This window comes from Gordoniibacillus kamchatkensis, from assembly GCF_000829455.1.
Lineage (GTDB): Bacteria > Bacillota > Bacilli > Paenibacillales > NBRC-103111 > Gordoniibacillus > Gordoniibacillus kamchatkensis.
This window is the reverse complement of sequence record NZ_JXAK01000048.1, coordinates 31952-58186: the sequence shown is the minus strand read 5'-3', so window position 1 is coordinate 58186 and position 26235 is coordinate 31952. Positions and strand designations below refer to the sequence as shown.

Here is a 26235-nt window from a genome sequence, read left to right as displayed (position 1 = left end):
CGAGATACATCGAGCCCACGAGAGGGTACGACAGCATGAACTGGTTCATCGCCTTGACGACTTGCATGTTAAGCAAGACGTCATCCTGCTTCCCGCGGGCAGAACATGCAAAAAGGCTGTCCCCCGACAGATTCCAAGGGGACAGCCTCATTTTTCCAAGCGCCGGTTTATATCTTCGATTGGATGTACTGCTCGAGCTTGACGCGCACATAAGGCGACAGGCCAGACAGCAAGCAGCCGTACCGGAACTCGTTCGGATGCGTCTCGACGCGGATGATGCGGCCGGTAATCGGCGGCAGATCGGCTTCTTTCGGAAAGTGGATGACGACGAACATGTCTTGCGCAAGCGGGAACTTGGAGGCGATCTGAAGCCCGTTTTCGGACAAGTCGCGCAGCGTGCCTTCGATATTTTGGCCGGTGAAGGCTCCTTCTTGCTCCCATTGATACACGGACAGCAGCAGCTGAATGTCGAGATGCACGCGCTGGGCGCGGCGGCGGTCCCGACCGGACGGGATAGGCTCCGGCGAAGAGGAGGAAACGGTAAACTTCTCGATCGCGCGTCCGATCCATTCTTCATAGCAATGCACGACCGCGCTCAAATCGTCCTCGCCGTAGCCTTTGGCCAGCCCCATTTGGAAAACGGTGGCGGCGCCGTGCAGCATAGGAGCCGGCAGCTGGAACTGCGACGTCAGGTCGGAGGCCAGAAGCAAATCTTTGAGCATCAGCTTGAGCGAAAACTGGTTGCTGAAGTCGCGCTCGAGAATTTTCGGCCCCTTCAGCTCGACTTGGCGGCTGTATGCAGAGCCTGCTTTTACGATCTCGAGAAACCGCTCCGGATTGAGCCCTGCCTTGGTGGCGAGGGCCAGTCCTTCCATCAGCGCCAGCGCGTTGATGCCGACCATGGCGTTGTGCGCCAGCTTCGTGTACGAGCCGGATCCGGACGGGCCCATGTACAGAGCCTTGCTGCCGAGCTCCATGAACAAGCTGAAAAGATCGCCAAACACATCTTCGTTGCCCCCGACCATAAAGACGAGCGTAGCCGCTTCCGCGGCGGGCTTGCTGCCGGTGACGGGAGCATCGAGGAAATCGACGTAGTGCCCGGCCAGCTCCTCATACAAGCGGCGGCTCGTAGCCGGGGAGACGGTGCTGCAATCGATGACGGTTTGCCCGGGCGCGAGGCCGGCCATAATGCCGTTTTCGCCGTGGAACACTTCGAGCAGCGCGGCATCGTTGCTCAGCATCGTGAACACAACGTCGGCGCCTCTCGCTGCGAGCGCGGGCGTCCGTGCCGATTCGGCGCCGAGCGCAACGAGCTCGTCCGCTTTGCCGGCAGTCCGGTTGTACACGGTGACGGAGTGGCCTTTTTTAAGCAGGTTGGCGGCCATGGGCTTCCCCATCGTGCCCAACCCGATGAATCCGATTCGCTTCATGATAATCACCTCTGTCTCGTATTGTATCACGGGCCGGCGCCGGATGGGAATGTCGGTTGTTCGGCATTGGGGCTTGCTTGCTTTTGCCGGAGCAAATCGATATCCTAGACGTAGCACATAGAGATCCATATATAGGAAGGAGCTTTTACGGATGAAGAAACTGCAGTTTGATTACAGCAAGGCTCTGGGGTTCTTCGCCCAGCATGAAGTCGATTATTTGGCGGAGCCGGTGCGGCTGGCGCACGATCAGCTCCATAACGGGACTGGGGCGGGGAGCGATTACCTCGGTTGGATCGACCTCCCGGTAGCCTATGATAAAGAAGAATTCGCCCGCATTCAGCAAGCGGCCAAGCAAATTCAGTCCGACTCCGACGTGCTCGTCGTCATCGGCATCGGCGGCTCTTACCTGGGCGCGCGCGCGGCGATCGAAATGCTGACGCATTCGTTTTACAACATGCTGCCGAAGGAGCAGCGCCGGACGCCGCAAATCGTTTTCGCCGGCCAAAACATCAGCTCCACTTACATGAACCATTTGCTCCAGCTGCTGGATGGAAAAGACTTCTCCGTCAACGTCATATCCAAATCGGGCACGACGACGGAACCGGCGATCGCGTTCCGCATTTTCCGCGAGCTGCTGGAGAAAAAGTACGGCAAAGATGCGGCGCGCAAACGGATCTACGCGACGACGGACAAGCGCGCGGCGCACTGAAGCAGCTGGCGAACGAGGAAGGCTACGAGTCGTTCGTCATCCCTGACGACGTCGGCGGACGCTACAGCGTATTGACGGCGGTAGGCTTGCTGCCGATCGCTGCGGCCGGCATCGACATCGAAGCAATGATGAAGGGCGCCGCCGACGCGCGCAGCGATTTCGCGAACCCGAACCTGAAAGAAAACATCAGCTACCAATATGCGGCGGTGCGCAACGTTCTGTACCGAAAAGGCAAGTCCACGGAAATTCTCGTGAACTACGAGCCTGCGCTGCATTACGTATCGGAATGGTGGAAGCAGCTGTACGGCGAAAGCGAAGGCAAGGACGGCAAAGGCATTTACCCGGCGTCCGTCGACTTTTCCACCGATCTGCACTCGATGGGCCAGTTCATTCAGGAAGGCTCGCGCATCATGTTCGAAACGGTGCTGCAAGTCGAGGACGTGCCGGAGCAAGTAACGATCGGAACCGATCCGGCGAACCTGGACGGCCTCAATTTCCTGAGCGGCAAAACGATGGATTTCGTCAACAAGAAGGCGTTCCAGGGGACGATGCTGGCGCACACCGACGGAGGCGTGCCGAACCTGATCGTGACGCTGCCGGACGTGACCCCGTATACGTTCGGCTACATGGTGTATTTCTTCGAGAAGGCGTGCGGCATCAGCGGCTATCTGCTCGGCGTCAACCCGTTCGACCAACCTGGCGTCGAGGCGTACAAGAAGAACATGTTTGCGCTGCTCGGCAAACCGGGCTTCGAGAACGAGAAGGCGGCTCTTGAGGCGCGGTTGAAGCAGTAAGCGTGGAAAACCGGGCTGCCCGAGAAAGCATGGCTGCGCTGGGGATTTAAGAATGTGCGTCTCCTGCTTCGCCCGCACTCGTGTTCCCCGAAATTAGAAAACATGGCGGGAAACGAGTTCAATGGTGTACCCGCATTCCCAGCCTCTGCCCCGCCTTTCTCGGGCGGCGCGGAAACCCGGCAAAATAAAGTCAAAGCCCGCTTCGTCCATTGTGCACAGCACGTTGCACTTTTGCGCCGGAGCGGGCTTTTGCATTTACGCATGCGCCACCGGTTTGGACGACGGTCGAAACGGGCAGCCCGTTCCGCACAAGCGTTTGCACAAACCTTTGCACTTCGGACATGGCAATTTTTTCAGAATTTAGGGTTGTGCAACGCAAGCCATTTCAGGTACAATAATATGAAATAGCAACGTCACCATCCCGGAAGGGCCTTCCATGATCGACAAGTACAAAACCGTTCAGTCATCCGCAGCCGCCGAAATTGTCATCAAGAAATCCCGTTTCATCGGCCATTGCCGCCCGGTTCTTAGCGAGGAGGAAGCGATCCGCTTCATCGAGGAGATCCGGAAGGAGCATTGGTCGGCTACGCACAACTGCTACGCTTATGTGATCGGGCAGCGGGACGAAATTCAGAAGCAGTCGGATGACGGAGAGCCGAGCGGGACTGCGGGCAAGCCGATTCTGGAAGTGCTCAAGAGTCAAGGCATCAAAGATGCGGCCATCGTCGTTACGCGTTATTTTGGAGGCATTATGCTCGGAGCGGGCGGGCTTATCCGGGCGTACACGGACGGAGCGGTTGCGGCGATCCAAGCCGCAGGCCCGGTGTGGATGGAGTATAGGCGCGAAGTACGGGTCGGCATCGATTACACATGGCTCGGCAAAGTCGAGAACGAGCTGCGGGCCCGGGGCATGCTGCTCGGTGCCACGGTGTATACGGACCGGGTTACGGTCGTCTGCTATCCGCTCGAAAGCGAAGCGGAAGCGTTCATCGCCTGGATGACGGACTTGACGCAAGGGCAGGCTCAAATCGAGTCGGGGGAAAGCACGTATATTCCTAAACAGGAATAGGCAGTGGAGCAGAGTCGGAAATCGGAAAATTTCATATCGAGCCTAGCAAAGCGAGGGATTTCCATGGCAAGGAAAGCGGTCGCTCAAGAACTGAGCCGCGAGCGCATCTTGGAGGAAGCCAGAGGTTTGTTCGCCACCCACGGCTATCGCGCTTTAACGATGCGAAGCATCGCAAAGGCAATGGGTTACAGCCATGGTGCGCTGTATTATCATTTCAAAGAAAAGGCGGAGCTGTTTTACGCCTTGATCCGGGACGACTTCAGCACGCTGCTGCACCGTCAACGCGAGCTGATGAAGCTGCATCCGCAGCCGGGCATTGCGCTGCTGCAAAGCTGGATGCTGGAGTTCATCCGCTTTGGCCTCGACAACCCGAACCATTACGAGATCATGTTCATGATCGACGATGCGGAAATTTTGTCGTATTCGCGAACCGAGCAGGCGCAATGCCTTGACCTGTTCTCTTCCGTCGTGCGCGAGGTGGTGGCCAGCTACGGGGGCAGCGCCGACACCTTTTATACGCTGCCGTGGTCGATGTTCATGTCGCTGCACGGATTTATTTCCTACTGCATTCATTACAAGCAGGCGTACGGCGAAGTGGAGAAGCTGGCCGAGGATCACGTGCACTTCCTCAGCCACAGCTTTAAAATCGCGCTAAGCGAGCATCAGACCGTCAGCCGCAAAACGGAGTCGTATCCGGAAGGGCCGTCGATGGAATTTCCGATGGGGAACCAGAAGAAGCCTACCCGCGAAACAGCTTGACATGTACGGTGCGTGAGCGGGGGCCGTCGAATTCGCAAAAGTAAATGCCCTGCCACGTGCCGAGCAGGAGCCGGTCGCTGTCGATCAGCACGGTTTGCGATGTGCCCACCGTCAGCGTTTTAAGATGGGCGCAGTGTTGCCTTCCGCATGCCTGTCGCGGGGGTGGCGCCATGGGTACAGCTCGTCGAGACGCATGAGAATGTCTCGTTTGACGTCGGGATCGGCATTTTCGTTAATGGCGATGCCGGCTGTCGTATGCGGGCAATAGACGATGGCGAACCCGTCCTGCAGCCGCTCTTTGGCGGCGAGCTCGGTTACCCGGTGCGTAAGGTCGACGACTTCGTCGCGCCGGGAAGTAGTAAGCGTGAACGTATGCAGCATGACCGGAATGCCCTCCTTGGTAATTCGCTGCGGGGGAGCGGAGCCTCATTGCGGCTTGACTCGCTTCCCCCGGTCCTCTATGCTAAGTATACAACAGCAGGCGGGCCGACGCCCGTTCGAGGAAAGGATGCCGGCGCATGGATTTGTCTAAGTGGTCGGAAGCGAACGTGGAATTCATGTTCGAAGAAATCAAGAAGAAGCTGCGCATGGCGACCGGAGGGTCGCTCAAGGGGGGCCATTTTGACCCGGCGCTGTACGAGGATTTGAAAGATTTGTACGACATGGTGATGTCCAAGTCGGCGTTCTCGATCAGCGAGATCGACGCCATCACGTCGGAGCTCGGCAAGCTTCGCAAAGCGTAACCGGTTCGCACATTCATGCCGTTAACGATAGGCCTCTCCGTTTCGGAGCCGGATTTTCCGGCTTCGGATCGGGGAGGCCTTTTGCTGCTTGCGATCCATATGCGCGACGCACATCTGCCGCCTATTTTCGGGCGATATGGGACAAATATCCAAAACGCTAACCGGCATAAGGCATAAGCTACACTGTATGAATCGTTATACATTCGCAGGCGAATCGAGGTGGAATCGATTGACACCGACAATTACAAAGTCGCAAGTTCGGCCGCTTATCGGCAAGTATGTGTATGCGCTCAAAAAAGACGGTACGGTGGCTGAAGGGAAGCTTGTGCGCATCAAAGGCCAGGAATTGGTGCTCGTGCCGAAATCGGGTAAGAAAAGAATTCAAACCAAAGCATTCATTGCTCCGCTCGTTCTGTTCGATCTGCTCGCGATCGGCACGGCGCCGTATGCGTACGGCTACGGATACGGTTATCCCGGCTACTACGGGTATCCCGGTTACTTCTGGTAACATGCCTTGCCCCCAACTTGCCGCACGGAAAACTTGAGGAAGGGGGTGACGAATATGTCTCATGTAGCAGGTTACGGTGCCGGTTTTACTTCCACTGCCGCTATTCTCGTACTCTTTATTCTCCTCGTCATTATTTCGAGAGCTTTCGTAATCTAAGGCAGCCATCTTCGCACAAAGGCGCTCCTTTCCCACGGGAAAGGGCGCCTTTGTTTGCGTTCGCTTGGCGGAACCGGCCAGTGGGGGGAGCTCCGATTTTACCGCTTCAGAATGTTTAAGTTCATAGCTTTTGTTTTCGAACAGTGCGTTTCAGGCCAAGTTTTGCTTGCCGATGCGGGCCTTTGAGCGAGATATCTCCTGTTCCTTTCGGTTAGCGGAAATCTGTTCCGTTAATGGCGTATTTCCCGGGGATTTCCCGAATTTAGCGGAACGGGAGTGCGTTATTTCCACTTGGTAGGGAGAAATAGCTCTTGTTCAGGGCCTATAACGGAACCTCGTTCCGTTAAGGATAATCCGATGCCCCTCTATCCGGGCAATAACGGAACCACAAGTTCCTTTAAGGCTTCCAAGGAAAGTAGCGCTGCTCATGCATTGCCAGCCAACAGGCGTTCCCGCAATGCACATGTTTTAGGCCCACGTCGTGTCTTTCTTAATAGCCTGAGGATGAGACTTGGCGGGCGCAATTATGCGATTTCGTCACACATGCGGGTGTCTCGGATCCGTTCCGGAAAGCTTTCCTGCGCCGGCTTACCTGGCGCCGCCGGGGGGACGGCTTCCGGCCAGCTTTTGCTGCGCCAGACGCACCATCTCGCGCACCATCGAGCCGCCGATTTGACCGCCGATGCGGCCGGCATCCTCGGTGTTGAGCTGTCCGTTATAGCGCGAATTGAGCGGGATGCCGAGCGACTTGGCCACTTCGTATTTCACTTCTTCGGGCCGCGCTGCGGGGTAGCCTTCGCGGCGCATCACGTCCGCTTTGAATTGGTCCAGCGCCGCCCCGGCGTTAGGCACAAGCGGCCGGTTGCTGCGTCTTCGCGACATGTACGTTGCACCTCCTTGAAAATGACGAATCGTACTAGTAGCGTACCCAGAGAGCAGGCGAATATGAGCGAAGTTATGCCCTTCCTTCGCGCAGCGGCCCCTCCCCGCCGCGCTGTGCCAAACGCCCCCATACCGCCCGGGCGGCGAGAAGCGCAACGTGGACGAGCCAGGTGGCGGCGCAGACGGCCAGCAAATCAAACATACGTTGAACAAGAAGAGGTGCTTGCTAATGTCGGAAACTCCGTCTCCGATGAGAGGCGTCAGAAAGGCGCACGCGGCGATCCACACGACGGTGAGCAGCACCTCGGCCGCCAATTGGACGCGAATCGGCTGCGAGCGGTGGCGGTAATAGGCGAGCACTGCCATACATCCGCAAAAAAAGACGGCAAAGGCAGCCGGACTGCGCGGGAGCCTGCTTTTTTTCCACTCGCTCCACCAGCCGAATTTCATCGACAGTGCGCCTGGGGCGAACGATGCCGAACGCTCATAATTTCCCAGGTAATAAGGTCGAATCATCATCGCATTGTCGGCCGCATAACGCACGTTGTCGAACAGGCGCGACGGGTGCAGGGCGTAATACGCCGCAATGCGCGAGTGCGAAATTTTGTCGTAAAACAGCGGCTTGAGGCGCGGATCGGTAGGAGCAATGGGCGGATTAGCGGTAAAAAAGTTCGTTCCGGCCAGCACGGCAAGACTCGGATCGAGGCCGAGACGGGAAAGATCGCCGGCAGGGTCCGGCGAGCGGAACAGCACGCCGTTGAAAACGGACTGATAATGATTAATGGCCTTAAATTCCTTCGGCGCGGTGACGTAAATGCCGATAGCCGTTAAGGCGAGCAGCCCAATGCCCCATAACCATGTGCGCCGCCAGCGGGAATCGCTGCGCAGGCGGCGAAAACGCCACGCGAGCATCATCAGCAGCAGTCCGACCGGCGCGTATTGCACTTTGGCTGCGGTCAATGCGGCAGCGCAAGCAAAAAAGACGGCCAGCAGCGCAGCGGAGGGCCGTTCGGCGCGATGGGCCAGAGTTAGGGCGAGCCCGGCCGTCAGGAGCAGGAACACAAACGCCGTCGGCTCTCCATAGAGGGAGTGGTAGTAAGCGACATACCCGATATCGCAAAAAACGGCGACGAACAGAGCAGCCAGCACCACTCGTACTGCCCGCGGCAGGGGACGAAGGCAACTGAGAACGATGTAAAAAGCCCCCAAGAACATTGCCGCGTACACGGCTCCGAGGAACCTGATGTCGAACAGGTCCGAGCTGTAGAACAGCCGGTTAAGCCCAATGGCTGCGAGCACAATCGGGATTTCCGAGGAGACGTAGCCGCCGAGCCCGAGGCTTTTGATTTGAAATTTACCGTAAATGTAGTGAAAATAACGGTTCTCCGCGGGTTCGCCGCTGTCAGGGTAAGCGAGCCCGACCGTGCCCATTATGCGCTCGAAATCGCCGTTGTTGGCGACGCCGATAAGCGGAGGCGCAAGCAGCAGCAAGCCGATGACGGCGGCCGCCGCGAGCAAAGCGAGCCGGTCGATTCCGGGCTTCGGACGGAAGATGCGAGGCAGCTTATAACGGGTCGGGGTGGTCATGAGGAAACTCGGAGCCTCCTTGCGCGTAGTGGGAACGGAACGTCCAGCAGCGGTGCCCGCAGTAACCGAGCACGGTGTAAAAAACGCATCCTAGCAGTGCGGCGATATTGCGGGCAAGCGCAACCTCATCTTCGCCGCTGGCGCCTACGGGTCCCGCCAGGAGGCCGGCCAGCGCCGTTCCGAGCGGCCGCGAACAGCTGTAGGCGGCGGCATAGCACAGCGCCGCAACGACGATAAAGCGCGGCAATGTGCCGGCGACGGGCAAACGCGAACGGAACGTGAAGCGGCGGTTCAGCGCGTAGCTTACGGCGACCCCGGCGGCCGTGCCGGCAGCGGCGGACGTCCAGTACGAGCAGCCGGCTTTATTGAGGAGCAGCATTGTCAGCGCTAAGCCGACGATTGTATTGACGATGCCAACGGCCGCATAACGAAACAAGCCCGCAGCTCCGCTGCGCAGCATTTGAGACCGGATCATGCCCGGATTCGCCCCTTTGCATTTATGAAATATTCGCTTCCGGGAGGATGGCGGGAACGAGAGCAGCGCCGTCCTCCGGCTGCAGCGCTGTATCCGCGGAGAGCAGCTCCGTCTCGATAAGAAAACGCGGGCGCTTCTTCACTTCCAAATAAATTTTACCGACATATTCGCCGATCAGCCCCAGCGCAAGCAGCTGCATTCCGCCCAGAAGCCAGACCGAGAGCATGAGCGACGACCAGCCGCTGATCGCGAGGCCGAGCCACTTGCTGGCGAGCGTATAGAGAGCGGCGGCGAAGCTCGCCGCAGACAAGGCGAAGCCAAGCGCGGCGACAAACCGGATCGGCCGGATGCTGAGCGAGGTGATTCCTTCCATGGCGAAGCCGAGCATGCGCCGCAGCGGGTATTTGCTTTCCCCGGCAAGGCGCGGCTTGCGGTCGTAATAGACGCGCCCGCTCGGCAAGCCGAGCATCGGCACGAGCCCGCGCAAAAACAAGTTCACTTCGCGGAACTGTTCCAGCTGCTGCAAAGCGCGGCGGCTGAGCAGCCGGCAATCGGCGTGGTTGTGCTCAAGCTGCACGCCGAGGCGGGCCATCGTCCGATAGAAGCCGACGGCAGTAAGGCGCTTGAACCGGGAGTCCGCGGCGCGGCTGCGGCGAATGCCGTAGACGACGTCGCAGCCTTCGCGAAAGCGGAGGACGAATTCGCGGATGACGGCGATATCGTCCTGCAGATCGGCGTCGATCGAGACAACGCAGTCGGCGAGCTCCTTCGCCCGCAGCAGCCCGCACAGCAGGGCGTTTTGATGGCCGGCGTTGCGAGCCAGCTTGAGCGCGGATACGCGCCGGTTCACTTTGGCGTGCTGCTCGAGCTGCTGCCAGGTGCTGTCGCGCGAGCCGTCGTCGACGAAAAGCAGCCCGCTGCGCCGCGCCACGAGCCCCTCGGCTTCGAGCCGCGCCACCTCGTCCGACAGCGTCGCGATCGTGGACGACAGCACTTCTTCTTCATTATAGCATGGTATGACAATCATCAGTACAGGCGGCTCGGATGCCATGCGTACCATCTCCGTTTCTTGTGTGCCCCTTGGGGGGAGGTGGGCGACGGTTCCATTTTCCCCCAAATGTCTATGCGCCAAACGTGAGCCGAATGAAAAAAAGCCGGGGCTCCCGCGTTGGGAGTCCCGGCTTGCGCTTGCCGTCAGGACGAAGCCGACCGCTGCTGCGCAGCGGCGAGACGCCGCCTCCGCTCAAGCGGCGGCAGGACGATTCCATAGTACAGGCCGGCGGCAAGCAAGCATCCGGCGAGCACGAAGTGCATGGCGCTGATCGAGACAATGGCCGGAAACAGCAGGGCGACAAGGCCGAGCGACAACGAATGGGCGAGCATCTGAATCGGATCGATCCAGGCGTTCACGCGCCCTATTTGGCTTGGCAGGGTGAGCTCGGGAACCCAGCCGCCCAGTACAACGTTGATCGGAGCGATGATCACGCCGAGAATGAGGAAGAGCGCCAAATAGAACCAAACGGCGTCTGCCAGCCCGAGCGCGAACGCCATGCCGCCGCAGAGCAGCACACCGCCGATCAATACGAGGGCGGGCGACAGCTTCTTGATCAGCGGAGCGGCAAACGCGCTGCCGAGCAGGAACCCTATGCCGAGGCAAATCATAATGAGCGACGAGTACGTCTGGTAATGTTCCGGGCTCAGCTTATATTTCATGGTGAACATCGGCAGCACGGCGAATACGCCGTTCACGAAGCCGAATATGAAGTAGCCCGAGATGATGGCAAGCAGCAGCCGGTTTCGGACAATGTACGACAGCCCGGCGCGAAAGTCGGACCAGACGGCGTTCCAGCGAAAATGCTCCCGGCGCGCCGGTCCGTTCGGCAGCACGACTTCATCCGCAAACCGGCACGATGCGATAAGCGCGCCGGAGACGAGAAAGCTGACGCCGTCAACGGCGACCGCGCCTTCGATGCCGAACGTCCGGTAGGCGATGACGCCAAGCCCCATGCCGAACAGCATAAACAGCCCCGCAACCGTCTGATTCAAGCCCGATGCCTGTATGTACTGGTCCTCGGCCAAAATGCCTTGCAGCAGTCCGGCTTCGGCCGGAGCGAAAAACTTGGACGCGGCGCTGCGCAAAAACAGCAAGGCGAAGGCCGGGACCAACCAATTGAGATGAACGGCAAGCAGCAGCAGCGCAGTCAGTGCGGCGCGAATCCAGTCGCTGTTCGCGGCGATGCGCTTGCGGTTCAAGCGGTCGGCGGCGACGCCGACGACGAAGAAAACAAACAGCGTCGGCAGCGCGTACATCAGCTCCGCCAGCGTGGCGTAGTACGGCTGTTCGGCAAAGCGGTCGAGCAGGTAGAAGGCAAAAGCCATATTGCCGACGACCGTTCCGAGCTGCGACGCGAAATTGGCGAGGAACAGCTTCGTGAACGCGCGGTTTTGGAATAGAGCGATCATGTTTCGGTCCCCATTTCCTGGATATCGGTTGGCCCTCGTCGCCGAGGGGCCGCTTGGCACGATTGATCAGAGCGCGATTGGGAGCAATATGTCGATACGCCGGGCTCGAGTTGCGAAGGAAAGTTTCCCCGAGTTATGCTACGATATGTTCGACTTTTGGAAGAGATGAGGGATTGTATGGGCTGGGGAGAAATGAGAGCCGTACCGCAACATTACAGCGACGAGATACAGCGCATAGACGAATCGATGCTCCGGCTTTACGGCGAGCGCCGCCGGTTGGCAGGGAAGAAACGGATGTTTCCGCCGAAGGAGACGCTGCTTCAATGGTCGAGCGAGCTTGGCCTGGAGGTCGACGTAATAAGCCGCTTCCTTCATGCCATGAATGCCCATGCACCGATGATTCCGGCCAAACCGGAATCGCCGATCGGGGTGCTTCCGATTATGAAAAAAGCGCGGGCGATGAATTGCACGTTTCTCATTACCCACGCGTTGCAATACGAGCGCTACAGCGAACTGGCGGTGGAGGCGAAGCTCGAGGGTGAGGCGGAACCGAACGTCAGTCTCAGACCGATGCTGGATCTCGTTGTATTAGGCGAAAACGCCGATTACGAAACCCGCAGCATCGGAAGGAGCGGCGGCGGCATGCGGGCGGAGCTTCGGTTCCAAGTCGCCCCCAGGCTTCCCGACGATATGTCCGGCATCGGCTTGTCGCTCGTGCCGGGAGGGTATTCGCTCGTCCACGAAGTGAAAGAGATCAGGCTGGATCATCAGGTCGATTTCGAGTAGCTGCACTGTGCAATGTAAGGCGGGCTGTGCTGTGCAGGGAGATGGATGTCGGTTCCTGGATGCGAACCGGCAGGGAGAGCGCAGCTGCAATTGTCGCGGAGGCACTTGGAGCGGGCGAGCTGCCCAAACCCGCCGCTGCAATTGCGGTGCGAGCACATACAGCGGCGGGCCGGCCGCGGGCGAACCTCGCCGCCGAGCCGCTTCCGCTTGCCCCAGCCCGGCAGAGATCCCCGTCTGTCGAATCCGTCCCTTTGTTCCCTCAAGACCTCGTGCCGCGCGCGGAGAGCCGTGCTGCGAGGACGAACGCCTCGCCGTAGGTCAGCTCGCTGCGCGGCTTGAACGTGCCGTCCGCGTAACCGCCGACAAGCGCTTCGTGAACAGCGAGCGCAAGCTTGCTGTCGTCGAAGGCTTCATCGTAATCGGCGAACGCTTTCCGCGCCTCCTCGCGTTCTTTCGGAGTAGCGTCGCGGAGAGGGCCGCCGAGTTTCACCGCGCCTGCGATCGCACGATCGCGCGCGATGTATGCTCCGCCGGCAAGTTTGATCGTATAGTCCTCATAGGAAATGCGGCCGTTCGGGAGCTTGCTGTCGGCCGGCAGCTTCAACGCGGCGATCAGCAGCTCGTGCCACAGCTTCACCGGGACCGGTTTATCCAGCTCTGCCGCTTGTGCCGGGGCGTTTCTTTGCAGCAGCGCTTTCAACGCGATGTTGCTTGCAGCGCCGTAGCTGTTCAAGAAGGCGGTCATTTCGCCCGCCGACCAATGCGAGGACGGCCACGAGACGCTGCGCGTAACTCCGGCGTACGTCTTGACGACCCGATCCATCATCGAAATGGCTTCGGCGTGCGTCAGCTTCGCTTTCGGCCGGAACGCTTTGCCGTTCGTTACCGTGGCGTCGAGGATGCCGTCCCGGTATGCAATGCTGACGAGCCCGGTTTGCTTGTCGTCTATGTCGCGAAAATCGGCGAGCTGCCTCGAGGCGTCCACTTCGCCTTCGCTCTGCCATTCGCCGCTGATCGTTTCGATCGTCAGCAGCTTGACGAGTCCACCTACAGCGTCCTCGCGGGCAATAGCCGCCGCATCCGGCGCTGTGAGCAGGCCGTAAACATAGGTGGCGAGCAGCTCGTCGACACGGTCCTTCGGCATCCGGACGGACAGCTTCAGCATAGTCGCCCAGCGGTCCGGAGCGATTGGGGCGTCGAGCTTGCCGCCGTCAAGGACATCCGTTTGGAACTCGCTCCACTCTTTCTGCGTCAGCGGCCCTGACGCCAAAGCTTCGTCCCGAAGCGGTGCGATCAACTGCTTATACTCTTTCAGCTCGGCATATACCCAGTGTTTCTCTTCCGGCGGCGGTGCCTTTACGTCGGCGGCAGCCACCGCAGCCGTAAGTGCAGCCGCCAAACTGAGGCACACTGTGACTGCTACAACGCTCCTTAACGTCTTGATTCGCATCCGAACCAGCCTCCAACTTCAATCCAGATTCTACCATAATTAGACGTAGCAAGCGCGGAAAAGTTGTAGCCGTCGGACTGTAATTTGCGACAGATTTGCAACTATTGAAATGGCCGCAGCAGCGCCTTCGGAATGTCGGTGGCGAAGCGCATCGGCTCGCCTGTGCGCGGGTGCAGGAACGCCAGCACCCGGGCGTGCAGCCCGAGCCGGCCGATCGCGCGCGAGCGAGAGCCGTATTTTTTGTCGCCGACGATCGGATGGCCGATGTCCGACAGATGGACGCGGATCTGATTTTTGCGGCCGGTTTCCAGCTGCACTTCGAGCAAGGAAAAATCGCGGTTCGCGCGCAGCGTTTTGTAGTGCGTCACGGCGTGCTGGCCGTCGTTCGGGTGGGGGCTGGAGTACATTTTGAGCGTCTTCGTCTCCTTCAGCCACGACTCGATGCGGCCCTCCGGCTTGCGCACCATTCCTTCCACCAGCGCTACATATGTGCGCTCCTGGACGACGTCCTGCCAGCCCGTCTGCAGCTGCTGCTGCACCTGCTCGCTTTTGGCGAACATCATCACTCCCGACGTATCGCGGTCAAGCCGGTGCACGACAAAAATGCGCCCGTTCGGGTCAGTTTGCCGCACATGCGCGGTGAGCTGGCGGTACGCCGTCAGTTCGTCGTCCTCGCGGGAAGCGGCAATCGAGAGCAGCCCGGCCTCCTTCAAAATGACGACAATATCTTCATCCTCGTGCAAAATCGCCATTCCCGCCAAAGGTATCGTCTCCACCGCCGCTTGCTTGCGGACGGTGACAATATCGCCTGACTGGAGCGGGTAATTATAGGCCGTTACCGCTCTCTCGTTCACTTCGATTTGGCCGCGCGCGAGCATCGATTTAATGGAGTTGCGGCCGCGGTTCGCTACGGTTTCCAGCAAAAAGGCAAGCAGCTCTGCCGGCTGGTCGACGGTGTAGCTTTTGTCTCCGGAAGAGCGCGGCGGCTGAGGCTTGCCTGCAGCGCCCGATTTTGCGGCACGGCCCGGCTTGCCCGCATCGCCAGGCCCAGCTGCACGCTCCGACCGGCTCGCCGCACCAGCCGCGGCAGTGCCCCCGCGCCGGCTCGCCGCACCAGCCGCGGCAGTGCCCCCGCGCCGACTCGCCGCGCCCGGCCCGGCAGCACCGTCCTGCTTGGCGCGCCGCGAGCCGCGCGGTCCGCCCCGCATCGCCTCGTTGCTGCCGTTCCGTTCCGCCGCCTTGCGCTGGCGCCCGCCCGCAGACGATCCTTGCGTCCGTGGCCTCCGTTTATCACTATGTTTACCGTTTCGTTTATCGCTTGGCAATTTCATTCATCCCCTCGTTTTCACTGCTTTCCACTATACCATATTGCTTCCCGGCAGGCATAACCGGGGGTGAAAACGGGCATGCTGGTACGTGTCGGGTTGAAAGCGCTTAGCGCTGCCCGAAACGTTTTGCCGGAAGGAGGCTGTAGCGTTATGCTGCTCTATCAGATGTCGCAATTGCTGAACGAGCGCCAGCGTTTGCAGCGGGAACTGCGCAGCCAGGACGGCGATGCGGCTAACGCGCTGCAAAGCCAGATTCAGGAGCTGGAGGAGAGGCTGTACGGTCCGGCGCGAGAGTGGCTGGCGTCGACTCAAGCCAGTGCGCCTCAGGATGTGCCGGCGAATGCGTACGAGCCTCCGGTGCTGACGAGTCCCGAGCTAGGCTTGCAGTAGCGTGCGCCCGGTTTTGTCACGAAGGGTTTCGTCGTGTAGAATGGTAGCATGACCGCTACCGATACAGAACGAAAGGCCGGATGCACCGCCATGAATGTCGTCGTTGCCACGCTTAACGCCAAATATATCCACACCTCTCTCGCGCTGCGCTATTTGAAGGCGTTTTGCCAGGGCGAGTTCGACGTGGACATTGCCGAATATACGATTAAAGACCCTGCCATGAACATCGTTTCCGACTTGTACGCGAGGCGTCCCGATGTGGTGGGGTTTTCGTGCTACATCTGGAACATCGAAGAGACGATCGTCGTCATCGGCATGCTGCGAAAAATCCGCCCCGACCTGAAGATCGTTCTCGGCGGACCGGAAGTATCGTACGACACCGATTATTGGATGCGCCGGCTGCCGGACGTCGATTTCATCGTCATGGGCGAGGGCGAGGAGACGTTCAAGCACTTGCTGCAGGAGCTTTCGGGCGAGCGCAAGTTCCATTTTGTCTATGGCCTCGCGTACCGTAAAGGGGAGGAAATCGTCCTCATGCCGGGCCGCCCGAAGCTGAACCTGGACGACATCCCGTCGCCGCACCGTTTTCCCGAGGACGTACCTTCGCTCGCCAGCCGCGTCGTTTATTTCGAGACGAGCCGGGGCTGCCCGTTTTCGTGCCAGTTTTGCCTGTCCAGCATCGAGGTCGGGGTCCGTTATTTCGACATCGAGCGGACGAAGCGCGATTTGCTTTACTTGATCGGCGCCGGGGCGAAGCTCATCAAGTTCGTCGACCGGACGTTCAACATCAAGCGCGATTACGCCATGGAAATGTTCCGATTCTTGATCGACAACCACGGCGGCTGCACGTTCCAGTTCGAAATTACCGCCGACATTATGCGGCCGGAGGTGCTGGCGTTTTTGCAGGAGCATGCGCCGCCCGGCGTGTTCCGGTTCGAGATCGGCGTCCAGTCGACGAACGACTTGACCAACTCGCTCGTGCAGCGCCGGCAAAATTTTACCAAGCTGACGCGCACCGTCACCATGGTCAAGGAAAGCGGCAAAATCGACCAGCACCTCGACCTCATCGCCGGCCTGCCGGAAGAAGATTATGTCTCGTTCCGCAAAACGTTCAACGACGTGTTTGCGCTCGAACCGGAAGAGCTGCAGCTCGGTTTCCTGAAAATGCTGCGCGGCACCGGGCTGCGCCTAGACGCAGAACGATGGGGCTACGTCTACATGGACCATGCGCCGTACGAAATTCTCGGCAACGACATTATGCCGTTCGACGACCTGATGCGGATCAAGCGGGTGGAGGACGTGCTGGAGAAGTACTGGAACGCGCACCGGATGGATCGGACGCTGAACTATTTGATTCGCGAGGAATTCCCGTCCGCGTTCGACTTCTTCCAGGAGTTTGGCGATTATTGGGAGGAGCGCGGCTGGCAGAAAATCGGGCACCAGCTAGAAGATTTGTTCGTGCGGCTGTGGCAGTTTTTGCAGCGGCGCGGCGTGAAGCGGCCGGACGTGGCGCTCGGGCTCATGAAGCTCGATTATTTCCTCGGCCACAAATACAAGCCGCGCAAAATTTGGTGGCAGTTCGGGCTCGGCAAGTCCGAGCAGGCGGAGTACATTCGGCGCGCCGCGGAACGTCCGCACGACGTGTCGCCGGCGTTCGCCGCGCTCGGCCTTGGCGAGAAGGAGTTGCACAAGCACGCCGTCGTCGAGCTGCTGCCGTTCGACCTCGCCGCGTACGAAGCGGGCGGGGGGCTGCGCGAGGGGCCGACACTGCTTGTCGTGTATTACCCGCCGGAGGCCGATGCGCCGGCATCGCATTACGGCATGAAGCTGCGCGATGCGGCGGCGGTGTAAGGATTGCGTGAAAAAATCGCCAGTGCCGCGTTTTATTGCGGTGCTGGCGATTTTGTTGCAGGCCGTTATTCGCTTAATCCGGCGAGCCATACCGGCACGCCGTCGAAAGCCCGTACGAACCGGGCGCTTCGGCACGCAGGCGGGAAGCTTCAGGCTCTGCGCTGACCGAAGCGAGTGCGGCGAGAGCGGGAGCGATGCCGATTGCAAACGCCGTTTCTTCGCGCAGCCGCAATGACTCGGAATAATAGTGATGAGCCTTGTTCAACTCGCCTGACCGCTGAGCTATCGAACCCAAGTGCCGTGAAGTATACGACAGCAGCATAGCGTCTCCGTTCGCCTCCGCCGCCGCATGCGCGCGTTCATACGCCGCTTGTGCCGCTACCAGATCGCCCGTCAGGTTTTCGAATAACAATCCCCGCCTGAACTCGTGCTGCGCCCAGCCGGGAGAATGCTCGTCCAAGCAATTACCCGCCTTGTCGAGCGCGGCAAAAGCTTCAGCTTTCCGATCTTGACCCCCGGCCAGCGCCGCCGCATAGGCGAGAAAAGCGCGCTCGCTTGCGGCTGCGCCGACCGCTGCCTTGTCATCGCCGGCCATCGCTTCGGCGTGGGTCATAGCCTCCTCGGCGTCCTGCCACCCGTCGTGCGTAAACAAGCATTTCTCCGTGAGCAAAGCTGCACATTCCAGCGCCGCGGCCGGATTGTGCCGCGCTGCTTCGGCCAGCAAGGACGCGGCCTCGTTCCAGCAGCCGCGCACTCTGAGCCGCCACACGGCAGCTTGCAGCGGCACCGCATCGGCACCCGGCCAATGCGCAGCATAAGATTGTCGGTTATGTTCGGACAAAGGTATTCCTTCTTTCCTCATGCAGATAGGATAATTTCATTGTATATGAGTAGTGAGGAAGAAAAATGGAAATGTTTTTACTGTTTTTTCCCTCTTTGTACCTCGGGCTGAGTTTTGTTCATCATTGCTGCCGTTTTCGGCGGCTCGCAGGCCTGCCGATAGCGGCTTTTGCGATGAAGTCTCTGCGACGCTTACGTGACCGGCTTGCGTTTGCGTTTTCCTAAGACCTTGGCCGTTCCGCTACCGCCTCCGGTGGACGAGGCATGCGCAGCTGCAGCGCGCGTTGCCGGCGCTTGCCATAATTACTGGCCTTAGCTGACCGCCCCAGCGTGGCAACCGGCCGTGGTCATGGTACGTGTCGATGTATCCGTCTGCCGTGGTCATGGTGTGTACCGGTACGTCCGTAAGGCGGTGGGTATGGTACGTGTCGAAGCTTCCGTCAGGCCGATTGAGAACAAGGTCGCTAACAAGCGCCCATTTATGCGTTAATAGCGACTTGATCGGCGAAATGTGAGGTTTGCGAAGGGAGATTCCATAATTAAAGAACAACTGACTCTCTAAAAGTCAACCAAGTCTTAATCGCACTTTTTGCACCGATTTGCCGTAAAATAGCGTCCCGCGATGCTTAAATTAAAGAATTTGGTCGCTGTGCCTTACTCACTTTACTGACCTGACAAGCTTCCTAGCGCGCCAAACGGCACAAACGGCACAAACGGCACAAACGGCGCAAACGCCACAAACGCCGCAAACGCCATAAACGCCGACAATCCGAGCAACGCTGCATGCCGGGTAACGACGATGGGTCCCAAGAGTCTTCCTTGATGGAACGAGCAGACAATCATTCATTATGAACAAAAAGCCTCCAACCCTTTCTGTTAAACAGCTGGGGGTGGAGGCTTCTTTTGTCATGCCGGAAATAGCAAATTCAATATCCTGCTTCTGACAGGGGCATTAGCCATACATCAAACACCAGAAGCAGCTGTGCGCCAGCCTTTGCGCAACAAAGCTGCTTAAACACCATCATTACGGACTGGCCACTTGGATAACTTTAGCCTAGCCAAACCCAGCCTGGCCAAACCAAGCCAAGCCAAGCCAAGCCAAGCCTAACCAATTCTAATATAGCCTAACCCAACCTAACCTAACCCAGCCTAACCTACCCTCGCCGCTACCTCACGGCGCCCAGCTGCGCAGAACCGTCATCCCGCCCGTCAGGGCGTATTCGCCTAAAGTCGCCGGCAGCAGGAAGCATTGCCCGGCTTTCGTTTCAAGCCGTCCGCCGTCCCACACAATGGAGCCGCTGCCGTCGCAAACGATCAGTATCGTAAAGCTTTCAGCCGACGTAGCCAGCTTCCATTCCCCGTCGACCCGGCCTTTCTGGGTAATGAAGTACGGCGATTCCGCCAGCGTCAGCCATTCGTTCGGGCCGCTCAAATGCGTCTTCATCCGCGTCGCGCCGGCCCCCTCATAAGCGATCACGTTCAGCGAATCTTCGATATGCAGCTCGCGCGGCTTGCCGTCCAGCCCCGGCCGGTTATAATCGTAGAGCCGGTAAGTCGTATCGGAATTTTGCTGGATTTCCGCCACGAGCACGCCGCTGCACAGCGCGTGCACGGTTCCCGCCGGAATGTAGAACGAATCGCCGGCTTCGACCGGCACTTCTTGCAGGCAGTCCATAATGCGCCCGTCCCGGATCGCTTGCTCCAGCGTCTGGCGGGTGACGCCCGGCTTCAAGCCGTAAATGATTTTGGCTCCAGGCCTTGCGTCCAGCACGTACCACATTTCCGTTTTGCCGAGCTCGCCTTTCGGCAGACGCTCATACCGGTCGTTCGGGTGCACTTGCACGGACAAGTCGTCGTCGCAGTCGAGCAGCTTGATCAGCAGCGGGAACCTGCCGTTTTTCTCGGAAAAGCCTTTCGAACCGAACCATTCGCGTCCGAATTGCGTGCGGATCTCGTCCAAGCCGCGGCCGGCAAGCTCGCCGTTCACCACCTTGGTCGTGCCGTTCGGGTGGTCGCCGATCATCCAGCCTTCGCCGATGCGTCCCTCCGGCAGCTCCAGGCCGAACTGCGCGAGAGCCCGTCCGCCCCAGACGCGTTCTTTCATCTCCGACCGAAATTGCAGCGGATACGGTTTAACAGCCATATTAAGTCCTCCTACCTTCAAACCGATTGCGTAATTAGACAGCCTTGATTATACCTCAGCGGGAGATTTTTTTTCCACCGCAATCAGATACGGCGCCGTGGCCGGCGCGTTATGAAACCTGTAAAGCAGCACCTGGCTTCCGCCTGCGGCAGTCCGGCAGCCCAAGCATCGACTGCGGCGGCTTCCTCGGCTCCGCCCGGATGCCCGGGGTACAGCACCGCGGTCAGCACGCCGCCCGGACGCAGCAGCCGCAGAGCCGCCTCCATCGCCGGGAGCGTCGATTCCGGACAGGTCACGATCGTTTGATCGGCATCGGCTCCGGGCAAATAACCCAAATTGAACATAACCGCCCCGACGGGTCTTCCTTCCGCCAACCCGACCGCTCGTCCCATCTCCGCATGGCTGGCCGGCACGAGACGGCACGGAGCCTCGCATCGCCCCACAATCCCAACGCCGACCGCCTCCCCCAGCTCCGCTTGAACCCACGATATGCCGGCTTCCGTCAGCTTGCGGCCGGTTTGCTCAAGCGCAGCTTGCTGAATGTCGAAGGCAATGACCCGGCCCGTGCGGCCGACAAGCTGCGCCAGCAGCAGCGTATCGTTGCCGCCTCCCGCCGTCGCATCGACTGCCGCTTCGCCCGGACGCAGCCGGCGCCGCACGAGCTCGTGCGCGTAGCCAAGCACCGATACGAATCCCATAAGCTTACGCGCCGCCTCTCCAGTACTTGCCTTGCCACGTATCGCGCCGCTCCAGCTCGGCGTCGATGGCGTTCAGCACTTCCCATTTGTTCAGGCTCCACATCGGACCGATCAACAGGTCGCGCGGCGCATCTCCGGTCAGCCGGTGCACGATCATGCCGGGAGGCAGCATCTCTAGCGTATCGGCGACGAGGCCGACGTATTCGTCTTTTTCCAGAAAACGCAGCAGTCCGGCTTCGTACTGCTTCACCATCGGGGTTTTGCGCATCAGATGGAGCAAATGAATTTTGATTCCCTGCACGTCCATCGCGGCGACGGCGCGCCCGGTATCGAGCATCATTTCATGAGTTTCCTGCGGCAATCCGTATATGATATGCGCGCATACGCGAATGCCGCGGCTGCGCAGTTTGGTTACCGCATCGATATAACACTGCGTGTCGTGGGCGCGGTTGATGAGCTGCGACGTCGATTCGTGTACCGTCTGCAAGCCCATCTCGACCCACAGGTAAGTCCGTTCGTTCAGCTCCGCCAAATAATCGACGACATCGTCCGGCAAGCAGTCGGGACGCGTCGCGATCGACAGTCCGACGACGCCCGGCAAGGCAAGAATCGTCTCATAATATTCGCGCAGCTCGGCCACAGGCGCATACGTATTCGTATAAGCCTGAAAATATCCGATGTACTTGGCGTCAGGCCATTTGCGGTGCTGCAGGTCGCTGATTTTCCGGAACTGCGTAATCAGATCGTCGCGGCGGCTGCCGGCAAAATCGCCCGATCCGCGCGCGCTGCAAAACGTACAGCCGCCCGTGGCGATCGTACCGTCGCGGTTCGGGCACGTGAAGCCGGCGTCGAGCATCACTTTGAACACTTTGCCGCCGAACTGTTCGCGCATCTCGTTGTTCCATGTATGAAACCGCTTGTCTCCCCATAGCAGCGGGGGTCGAGCGGCGAATGCACTTGTCTCCGCCTGGATCATGCGAATCCCTCCTATCCTGTCTATTGTACCCGAAAACCGGCCCGGCGCGCGACCTGCGGGGCACCGCCACCGGCCCGATTCCCAACAAGTCCCCTGGGTGAAAGCGAGGACAGGCGCCAATCCTAAGCATGCAGCACCCAAATCGACCGAAAGGGGACTCTTCATGAACAAGTTTCATACCGTCACCTTGGCTGTTGCATTGACATCCGTTCTGGCGTTCGCCGGTTCCGCGGCGGCGACGGCCGGTATGGGGACTACCTCGACGACGTCGGGGACGGGGACTACGGCAGGTACCGCCGCGATGAGCCCGGCGGCCGGGACGACGTCGACCACAGGCACAAACGGAACAACAGCGACAGGTACCACCACTTACGGCACCGGCGCATACGGCACCACCTCGGCGACGAACAGCACGACTTACGGCGCCGGCTCATACGCCGGTACGAATACCGCTGCGACGACAGGCACCGCCTCGGTCCGCAATTACGGCACCAATTTGCTTGATCGCATGAGCACGACCGGCATCGGCAAAGGCACCAGCAACTATAGCGGCACTACCGCTCCGGGCACGGGCGCCGGCAATTACGATACGAACTCGATCCGTACTTATGCCACACCCGACTACAGCACCAATTGGGGCTGGCTCGGCTTGGCCGGTCTGCTCGGCCTTGCCGGCTTGCGCAGCCGCGGCCGCGGCCGGGGCCGCGACGATGTCGGGGCAAAATAACGCTGCGAAACACAAAACAGACCCTTCCGGGCCGGAAGGGTCTGTTGCTGGCAGCAGGATCAGCCGTCCGAACGCTGCACGCCGGACTCGTCACCCGCCGCGCCGGCGGCAAGCTTTTCGAGCAGCCCGGTAAGCGTCCATTGCTCCTCCGCGCTCAAATGCTCCAGCCTTTCGGCCAGCGTTTGCCGCCACGAGCTTCGAAGCGCGAATGAAAGCGCCGCCCGCCTCTGTCAGCTGCAGCTTCACGACGCGCCGGTCGTCCCCCGATTTGCGCCGCTCGATCCAGCCGTGCTTCGCCAGCCGGTCCGCCAGCGTCGACATCGTCGCCGGCGTCACTCGGCTCCAGCTGGCCAAATCCGTCATCGTCAGCGGCCCGTTCGCATACAAGTAGCGCAGCAAGTAAAACTGGCCGCGCGTCAGCGGCCTGTCGCCGCTTTGCCGCTGCAAATGGGCTTGCAGCTGCTGCCGCAAAAGCTGCTGCACTTGCTGAAAGCTGGCGAAGAACCGGTCGGCGGAAGGCGGTTGCTTGTTCAATCCGCGAGCCCCCTCGTCTCTCAAACGATTTAACTTCACTATAGGCCGCACGCTATGAAAAATCAATCCGCCCCCCGCCGGCTTTGCTTTTTGCTCGAAAATCCACTAATATCAGTAGTTAGCCGGAATTTCGGGAGGATGCGATTCATGCGGTTAAGAGGCAAAAAAGGGACGCGCGACGAGCTCGAGCGGCAGACGGATTTGATCGTGCTTGACCCGCGTACGTATAAAGGGCGCTGGGCGCAGCGGTTCGGCAACGGGAATCCGATTCACGTCGAGCTCGGCATGGGAAAAGGGCGGTTCATTACCCAGCTGAGCGCGCAAAATCCGGATATCAATTACATCGGCATCGACATGTTCGATCAGCTGCTGCATCGCGGGGCGGGCAAAGCGGTCAAAGCGCGGGCCGAGCACGGGCGCCCGGAGCTGAACAATCTTGCGCTCGTACTGTTCAACATCGAGCATATCGAAGACATTTTCGCGGAGGACGAGCTGGAGCGGGTGTATCTCAATTTCAGCGACCCTTGGCCGAAAAAGCGCCACCACCGCCGCCGGCTCACGCATCCGAACTTCGTGCGCAAGTACATACGGATGCTGAACAATAACGGCGAAATCCATTTCAAAACGGACTCCGAGATGCTTTTCGAATTTTCGCTGAACTCGTTCGCCGATCTCGGTCTCCGCATGCGCAATATTACGCTTAGTTTGCACCGCGACGGCAATCCGGCGTTCAACGTGATGACGGAATACGAGGCGAAATTCGTGGAGCAGGGCAAACCGATTTACCGCTGCGAGGTCGTCATCGGCAAGGCCGCACTTGACCGCCACGAGGAAGCGCTGGCGCAAGCGGACAAGCCTGCAGAGAAGCCTGCAGACAAGCCTGCGGATAAGCCGGAGGGCAACTCGGCCGTGCAGGAGCCTTAAGCCGGCGTTGGCAACAACATGAGACTGCCCGATGACAATAAAAGCTGGTTTATGAACGCGTATCCCTCTGCCCTGGCCGCCGGCTCGTGCAGAGGGATTTTTCGCTACATCCAGCTCGCTATCGTCACGAGCGCTGCCGCCGTGCCGAGCAAGCAGCCTGCGGCAACGTCCGAAGGATAGTGCAAGCCTAAATACATGCGCGACACGCCGACCGCCACGGCCAGCGGCAGCAGCGCGAAGCCGAGCACGGGAAAGGCGTACATATATGGGAGAACGGAAGAGAACACAGCGGTCGTATGTCCCGACGGAAAAGAGTGGTCCTTCAGCGGGTTTTTGCAGATGACCGTATCGGGGAAGACCAAATAAGGGCGCTGCCGCGGATACGCCCGCTTCATGACGGCGACCGGTATGTGGCTGGCGGCGAGGGCGACCAGGCTTTGCAATGCCGCCGTGCGCAGCATGCCGTGGCCGAATGCGGCAAGCAGCAGCGAAGTTGCGATCGTGGCGGCAGCCCCGCCAAGGCGGGTAACCGCGGCAAAAAATACGTCGAGCAGCGTATGTTGAATGCGCCGGTTCACGAAGCGAAACATGCGGTATTCGTGGCGCTGCAGCCAAAGGGCGACTTTGCTCATGGAATCCTCCTCCGATAACGCCGGGTGACGGCGACGTTTAAGCATTCTCATTGTAGAGTAAGATTGTTAGTGGAGCGTTAAGCGGAGCGCAATTTTTGGGCAAAACAATTAACGATCCGCTTACACTGCGTTGATAATGATGTGTTACGTTCGAAGTACGATCGGGAAGGAGGCTGATCTGTCGTGAGAATCGCCTTGTTTACGGATACGTTCCCGCCGGATGTGAACGGCGTTGCCAAGACGCTGGAGCGCTGGGTGCGCTACTTGGAACGTCGCGGGGCGGAATGCAAAGTGTTTGCGCCGCAGAAGGACGAATCGGACACGCTCGACAGCTTGTCGGTGGAACGATTTTACAGCATTCCTTTCGCATTATATCCCGAATGCAGGTTTACGATTCCGAACCCTCTGCAGCTAAGCCGCACTTTCAAAAGCTTCCGGCCGTCGCTCGTGCACGTCGCCACGCCGTTCAATCTCGGGCTGCTCGGCAACCGCTTCGCTCTGAAGCACGGCATTCCGCTGGTGGCGTCGTATCACACGAACTTCGACCAATATTTGCCGTTCTACAAAATCCAGTGGATCGAGCCGATATTGTGGCGTTACATGCATTGGTTCCACCAGGGCTGCCGCAAGGTGTACGTTCCATCGCGCACAACGCTGGATTACCTCGCGGCGAAAGGCTTCGCGGGGCTCGAAATTTGGAGCAGAGGCGTCGATACGGACCGGTTTCGGCCTCATGTCGACAAAAGCGAAGTGCTGCCAAAGTATGGAGTCGATCCGGCCAAATTTGTCGTCCTTTATGTCGGCCGCATCGCCGGCGAGAAAAACATCGACGTCCTGCTGGACGTCATCGGCGCGCTTCCGGACGCGCTGCGGCGGAATGCGCATTTTATTTTGGCCGGCGACGGACCGCTTTTCCAGATGCTCTCCGAACAATATAAAGGCGGGAACATTTCGTTCCTCGGCTACGTGGAGGGTAAGGCGCTGGCGGATCTGTACGCGGCGAGCGACGTGTTCCTGTTTCCGTCGGAGCACGAGACGTTCGGCAACGTCGTGCTTGAGGCAATGGCGTCCGGCACACCGGTCGTCGGCGCGAGAGCGGGCGGCGTCAAAGACATCGTGCAGCACGGCACCACCGGTTTTTTGTGCGAGCCCGGCGACATCGCCGCTTACGTCGAGGCGGTATGCCTGTTGTACGAACAGCCCGAACTTCGCCGCGCCATGGCGCTCAGCGGCCGCGAATACAGCTTGCGGCAATCGTGGGATGCCATTTTCGCCCGGCTGTACGCAAGCTACGAGGAAGTGCTCGGCGGCGCGTCCGGCGTCCTGACCGGCGATGCCCAAATAACGGGCTGAGATCGTCCGCTCCGCAAAACGGGCGCGG

General features: G+C 59.5%; 24 protein-coding genes and 3 pseudogenes. 12 read left to right on the top strand and 15 right to left on the bottom strand.

Translation table 11 applies throughout. The features are described from left to right. Window positions 1–167 precede the first annotated feature (167 nt). Window positions 168–1430 carry an NAD(P)-binding domain-containing protein gene (locus SD70_RS23580; protein WP_041050247.1) on the bottom strand — a complete coding sequence of 421 codons (1263 nt, stop codon included), beginning with the start codon at window positions 1428–1430 and terminating at the stop codon, window positions 168–170. 151 nt (window positions 1431–1581) lie between these two features. On the opposite strand from SD70_RS23580, the pseudogene SD70_RS23575 reads away from it, so the two are divergent. From SD70_RS23575 to SD70_RS23565, 3 genes and pseudogenes are all read left to right on the top strand, one after another. Then, window positions 1582–2933 (top strand): annotated as a pseudogene (locus SD70_RS23575) (glucose-6-phosphate isomerase). A 436-nt stretch (window positions 2934–3369) separates the two neighbouring features. Continuing rightward, window positions 3370–4002 carry a YigZ family protein gene (locus tag SD70_RS23570; protein ID WP_041050245.1) on the top strand — a complete coding sequence of 211 codons (633 nt, stop codon included), beginning with the start codon at window positions 3370–3372 and terminating at the stop codon, window positions 4000–4002. Window positions 4003–4065: 63 nt separating this feature from the next. Further along, the gene (locus SD70_RS23565; RefSeq protein WP_082053604.1) at window positions 4066–4761 is read left to right on the top strand and encodes a TetR/AcrR family transcriptional regulator; all 696 of its coding nucleotides are present in this window, start codon (window positions 4066–4068) and stop codon (window positions 4759–4761) included. On the opposite strand, the pseudogene SD70_RS23560 reads toward SD70_RS23565, so the two are convergent. Next, a pseudogene (locus tag SD70_RS23560) lies at window positions 4742–5142 on the bottom strand (secondary thiamine-phosphate synthase enzyme YjbQ). The gene SD70_RS23565 and the pseudogene SD70_RS23560 overlap by 20 nt on opposite strands. A 137-nt stretch (window positions 5143–5279) precedes the next feature. Between SD70_RS23560 and SD70_RS23555 the strand changes: the two are divergent. The 3 genes from SD70_RS23555 to SD70_RS38495 all read left to right on the top strand — a co-directional run bounded on the left by SD70_RS23555 (window position 5280) and on the right by SD70_RS38495 (window position 6168). Next, on the top strand, window positions 5280–5504 hold the full coding sequence (locus tag SD70_RS23555) for a DUF1128 domain-containing protein (RefSeq protein WP_041050243.1): 225 nt from the start codon (window positions 5280–5282) through the stop codon (window positions 5502–5504). Between the two features lie 229 nt (window positions 5505–5733). Continuing rightward, window positions 5734–6012 carry a 50S ribosomal protein L33 gene (locus SD70_RS23550; protein WP_156158157.1) on the top strand — a complete coding sequence of 93 codons (279 nt, stop codon included), beginning with the start codon at window positions 5734–5736 and terminating at the stop codon, window positions 6010–6012. A 54-nt stretch (window positions 6013–6066) separates the two neighbouring features. Next, complete coding sequence (locus SD70_RS38495; protein ID WP_231571465.1) at window positions 6067–6168, top strand: YjcZ family sporulation protein; 102 nt, start codon at window positions 6067–6069, stop codon at window positions 6166–6168. 588 nt (window positions 6169–6756) lie between these two features. On the opposite strand, the gene SD70_RS37130 is transcribed toward SD70_RS38495, so the two are convergent. The 5 genes and pseudogenes from SD70_RS37130 to SD70_RS23530 all read right to left on the bottom strand — a co-directional run bounded on the left by SD70_RS37130 (window position 6757) and on the right by SD70_RS23530 (window position 11575). Next, a complete protein-coding gene (locus SD70_RS37130) occupies window positions 6757–7050 on the bottom strand; it encodes an alpha/beta-type small acid-soluble spore protein (protein ID WP_197081126.1) in 294 nt (97 codons plus the stop codon). 207 nt (window positions 7051–7257) lie between these two features. Continuing rightward, window positions 7258–8637 (bottom strand): annotated as a pseudogene (wsfD, locus tag SD70_RS40680) (glycan biosynthesis hexose transferase WsfD); the annotation flags it as partial. Further along, entirely contained in the window at window positions 8615–9112 is a 498-nt protein-coding gene (locus SD70_RS33860; protein WP_052487807.1) for a GtrA family protein, read from the bottom strand. The gene SD70_RS33860 and the pseudogene wsfD, both read right to left, overlap by 23 nt. A 22-nt stretch (window positions 9113–9134) precedes the next feature. Next, window positions 9135–10163 carry a glycosyltransferase family 2 protein gene (locus SD70_RS23535; RefSeq protein ID WP_231571462.1) on the bottom strand — a complete coding sequence of 343 codons (1029 nt, stop codon included), beginning with the start codon at window positions 10161–10163 and terminating at the stop codon, window positions 9135–9137. A gap of 143 nt (window positions 10164–10306) precedes the next feature. Then, the gene (locus tag SD70_RS23530) at window positions 10307–11575 is read right to left on the bottom strand and encodes an MFS transporter (RefSeq protein ID WP_052487805.1); all 1269 of its coding nucleotides are present in this window, start codon (window positions 11573–11575) and stop codon (window positions 10307–10309) included. A 177-nt stretch (window positions 11576–11752) separates the two neighbouring features. Here SD70_RS23530 and SD70_RS23525 point away from each other — a divergent pair, with 177 nt between their 5' ends. Continuing rightward, on the top strand, window positions 11753–12361 hold the full coding sequence (locus tag SD70_RS23525; RefSeq protein WP_041050239.1) for a hypothetical protein: 609 nt from the start codon (window positions 11753–11755) through the stop codon (window positions 12359–12361). A gap of 259 nt (window positions 12362–12620) precedes the next feature. Here the strand turns inward: SD70_RS23525 and SD70_RS23520 are convergent, their stop codons facing one another. Together SD70_RS23520 and SD70_RS23515 are read right to left on the bottom strand one after the other, a co-directional pair. Further along, window positions 12621–13811, bottom strand: a complete 1191-nt coding sequence (locus SD70_RS23520) for an S-layer homology domain-containing protein (RefSeq protein ID WP_082053603.1) — start codon at window positions 13809–13811, stop codon at window positions 12621–12623. 101 nt (window positions 13812–13912) lie between these two features. Beyond that, window positions 13913–15019 carry an RluA family pseudouridine synthase gene (locus SD70_RS23515; RefSeq protein WP_082053605.1) on the bottom strand — a complete coding sequence of 369 codons (1107 nt, stop codon included), beginning with the start codon at window positions 15017–15019 and terminating at the stop codon, window positions 13913–13915. A gap of 270 nt (window positions 15020–15289) precedes the next feature. Between SD70_RS23515 and SD70_RS23510 the strand changes: the two genes are divergently transcribed. Together SD70_RS23510 and SD70_RS23505 are read left to right on the top strand one after the other, a co-directional pair. Beyond that, a complete protein-coding gene (locus tag SD70_RS23510) occupies window positions 15290–15529 on the top strand; it encodes a hypothetical protein (protein WP_041050235.1) in 240 nt (79 codons plus the stop codon). A gap of 90 nt (window positions 15530–15619) precedes the next feature. Next, a complete protein-coding gene (locus tag SD70_RS23505; protein ID WP_041050227.1) occupies window positions 15620–17380 on the top strand; it encodes a B12-binding domain-containing radical SAM protein in 1761 nt (586 codons plus the stop codon). Window positions 17381–17453: 73 nt separating this feature from the next. Here the strand turns inward: SD70_RS23505 and SD70_RS23500 are convergent, their stop codons facing one another. The 4 genes from SD70_RS23500 to SD70_RS23485 all read right to left on the bottom strand — a co-directional run bounded on the left by SD70_RS23500 (window position 17454) and on the right by SD70_RS23485 (window position 22037). Beyond that, entirely contained in the window at window positions 17454–18221 is a 768-nt protein-coding gene (locus SD70_RS23500; protein WP_197081124.1) for a hypothetical protein, read from the bottom strand. Window positions 18222–19391: 1170 nt separating this feature from the next. Then, complete coding sequence (locus tag SD70_RS23495) at window positions 19392–20363, bottom strand: type I phosphomannose isomerase catalytic subunit (protein WP_041050225.1); 972 nt, start codon at window positions 20361–20363, stop codon at window positions 19392–19394. 83 nt (window positions 20364–20446) lie between these two features. Continuing rightward, complete coding sequence (locus SD70_RS23490) at window positions 20447–21061, bottom strand: class I SAM-dependent methyltransferase (protein WP_331436831.1); 615 nt, start codon at window positions 21059–21061, stop codon at window positions 20447–20449. Between the two features lie 4 nt (window positions 21062–21065). Continuing rightward, a complete protein-coding gene (locus SD70_RS23485; protein ID WP_052487804.1) occupies window positions 21066–22037 on the bottom strand; it encodes a TIGR01212 family radical SAM protein in 972 nt (323 codons plus the stop codon). A gap of 163 nt (window positions 22038–22200) precedes the next feature. On the opposite strand from SD70_RS23485, the gene SD70_RS23480 reads away from it, so the two are divergent. After that, entirely contained in the window at window positions 22201–22764 is a 564-nt protein-coding gene (locus SD70_RS23480) for a WGxxGxxG-CTERM domain-containing protein (protein ID WP_041050224.1), read from the top strand. 90 nt (window positions 22765–22854) lie between these two features. Here the strand turns inward: SD70_RS23480 and SD70_RS33855 are convergent, their stop codons facing one another. After that, window positions 22855–23298 (bottom strand): MarR family transcriptional regulator, encoded by a 444-nt coding sequence (locus SD70_RS33855; RefSeq protein ID WP_052487803.1) that lies wholly within the window; start codon window positions 23296–23298, stop codon window positions 22855–22857. A gap of 147 nt (window positions 23299–23445) precedes the next feature. Between SD70_RS33855 and trmB the strand changes: the two genes are divergently transcribed. Further along, the gene (trmB, locus tag SD70_RS23470; RefSeq protein ID WP_041050222.1) at window positions 23446–24222 is read left to right on the top strand and encodes a tRNA (guanosine(46)-N7)-methyltransferase TrmB; all 777 of its coding nucleotides are present in this window, start codon (window positions 23446–23448) and stop codon (window positions 24220–24222) included. A 104-nt stretch (window positions 24223–24326) separates the two neighbouring features. On the opposite strand, the gene SD70_RS23465 is transcribed toward trmB, so the two are convergent. Then, entirely contained in the window at window positions 24327–24854 is a 528-nt protein-coding gene (locus SD70_RS23465) for a phosphatase PAP2 family protein (protein WP_041050220.1), read from the bottom strand. A 183-nt stretch (window positions 24855–25037) separates the two neighbouring features. On the opposite strand from SD70_RS23465, the gene SD70_RS23460 reads away from it, so the two are divergent. Next, a complete protein-coding gene (locus tag SD70_RS23460; protein ID WP_041050218.1) occupies window positions 25038–26207 on the top strand; it encodes a glycosyltransferase family 4 protein in 1170 nt (389 codons plus the stop codon). Window positions 26208–26235: the final 28 nt, after the last annotated feature.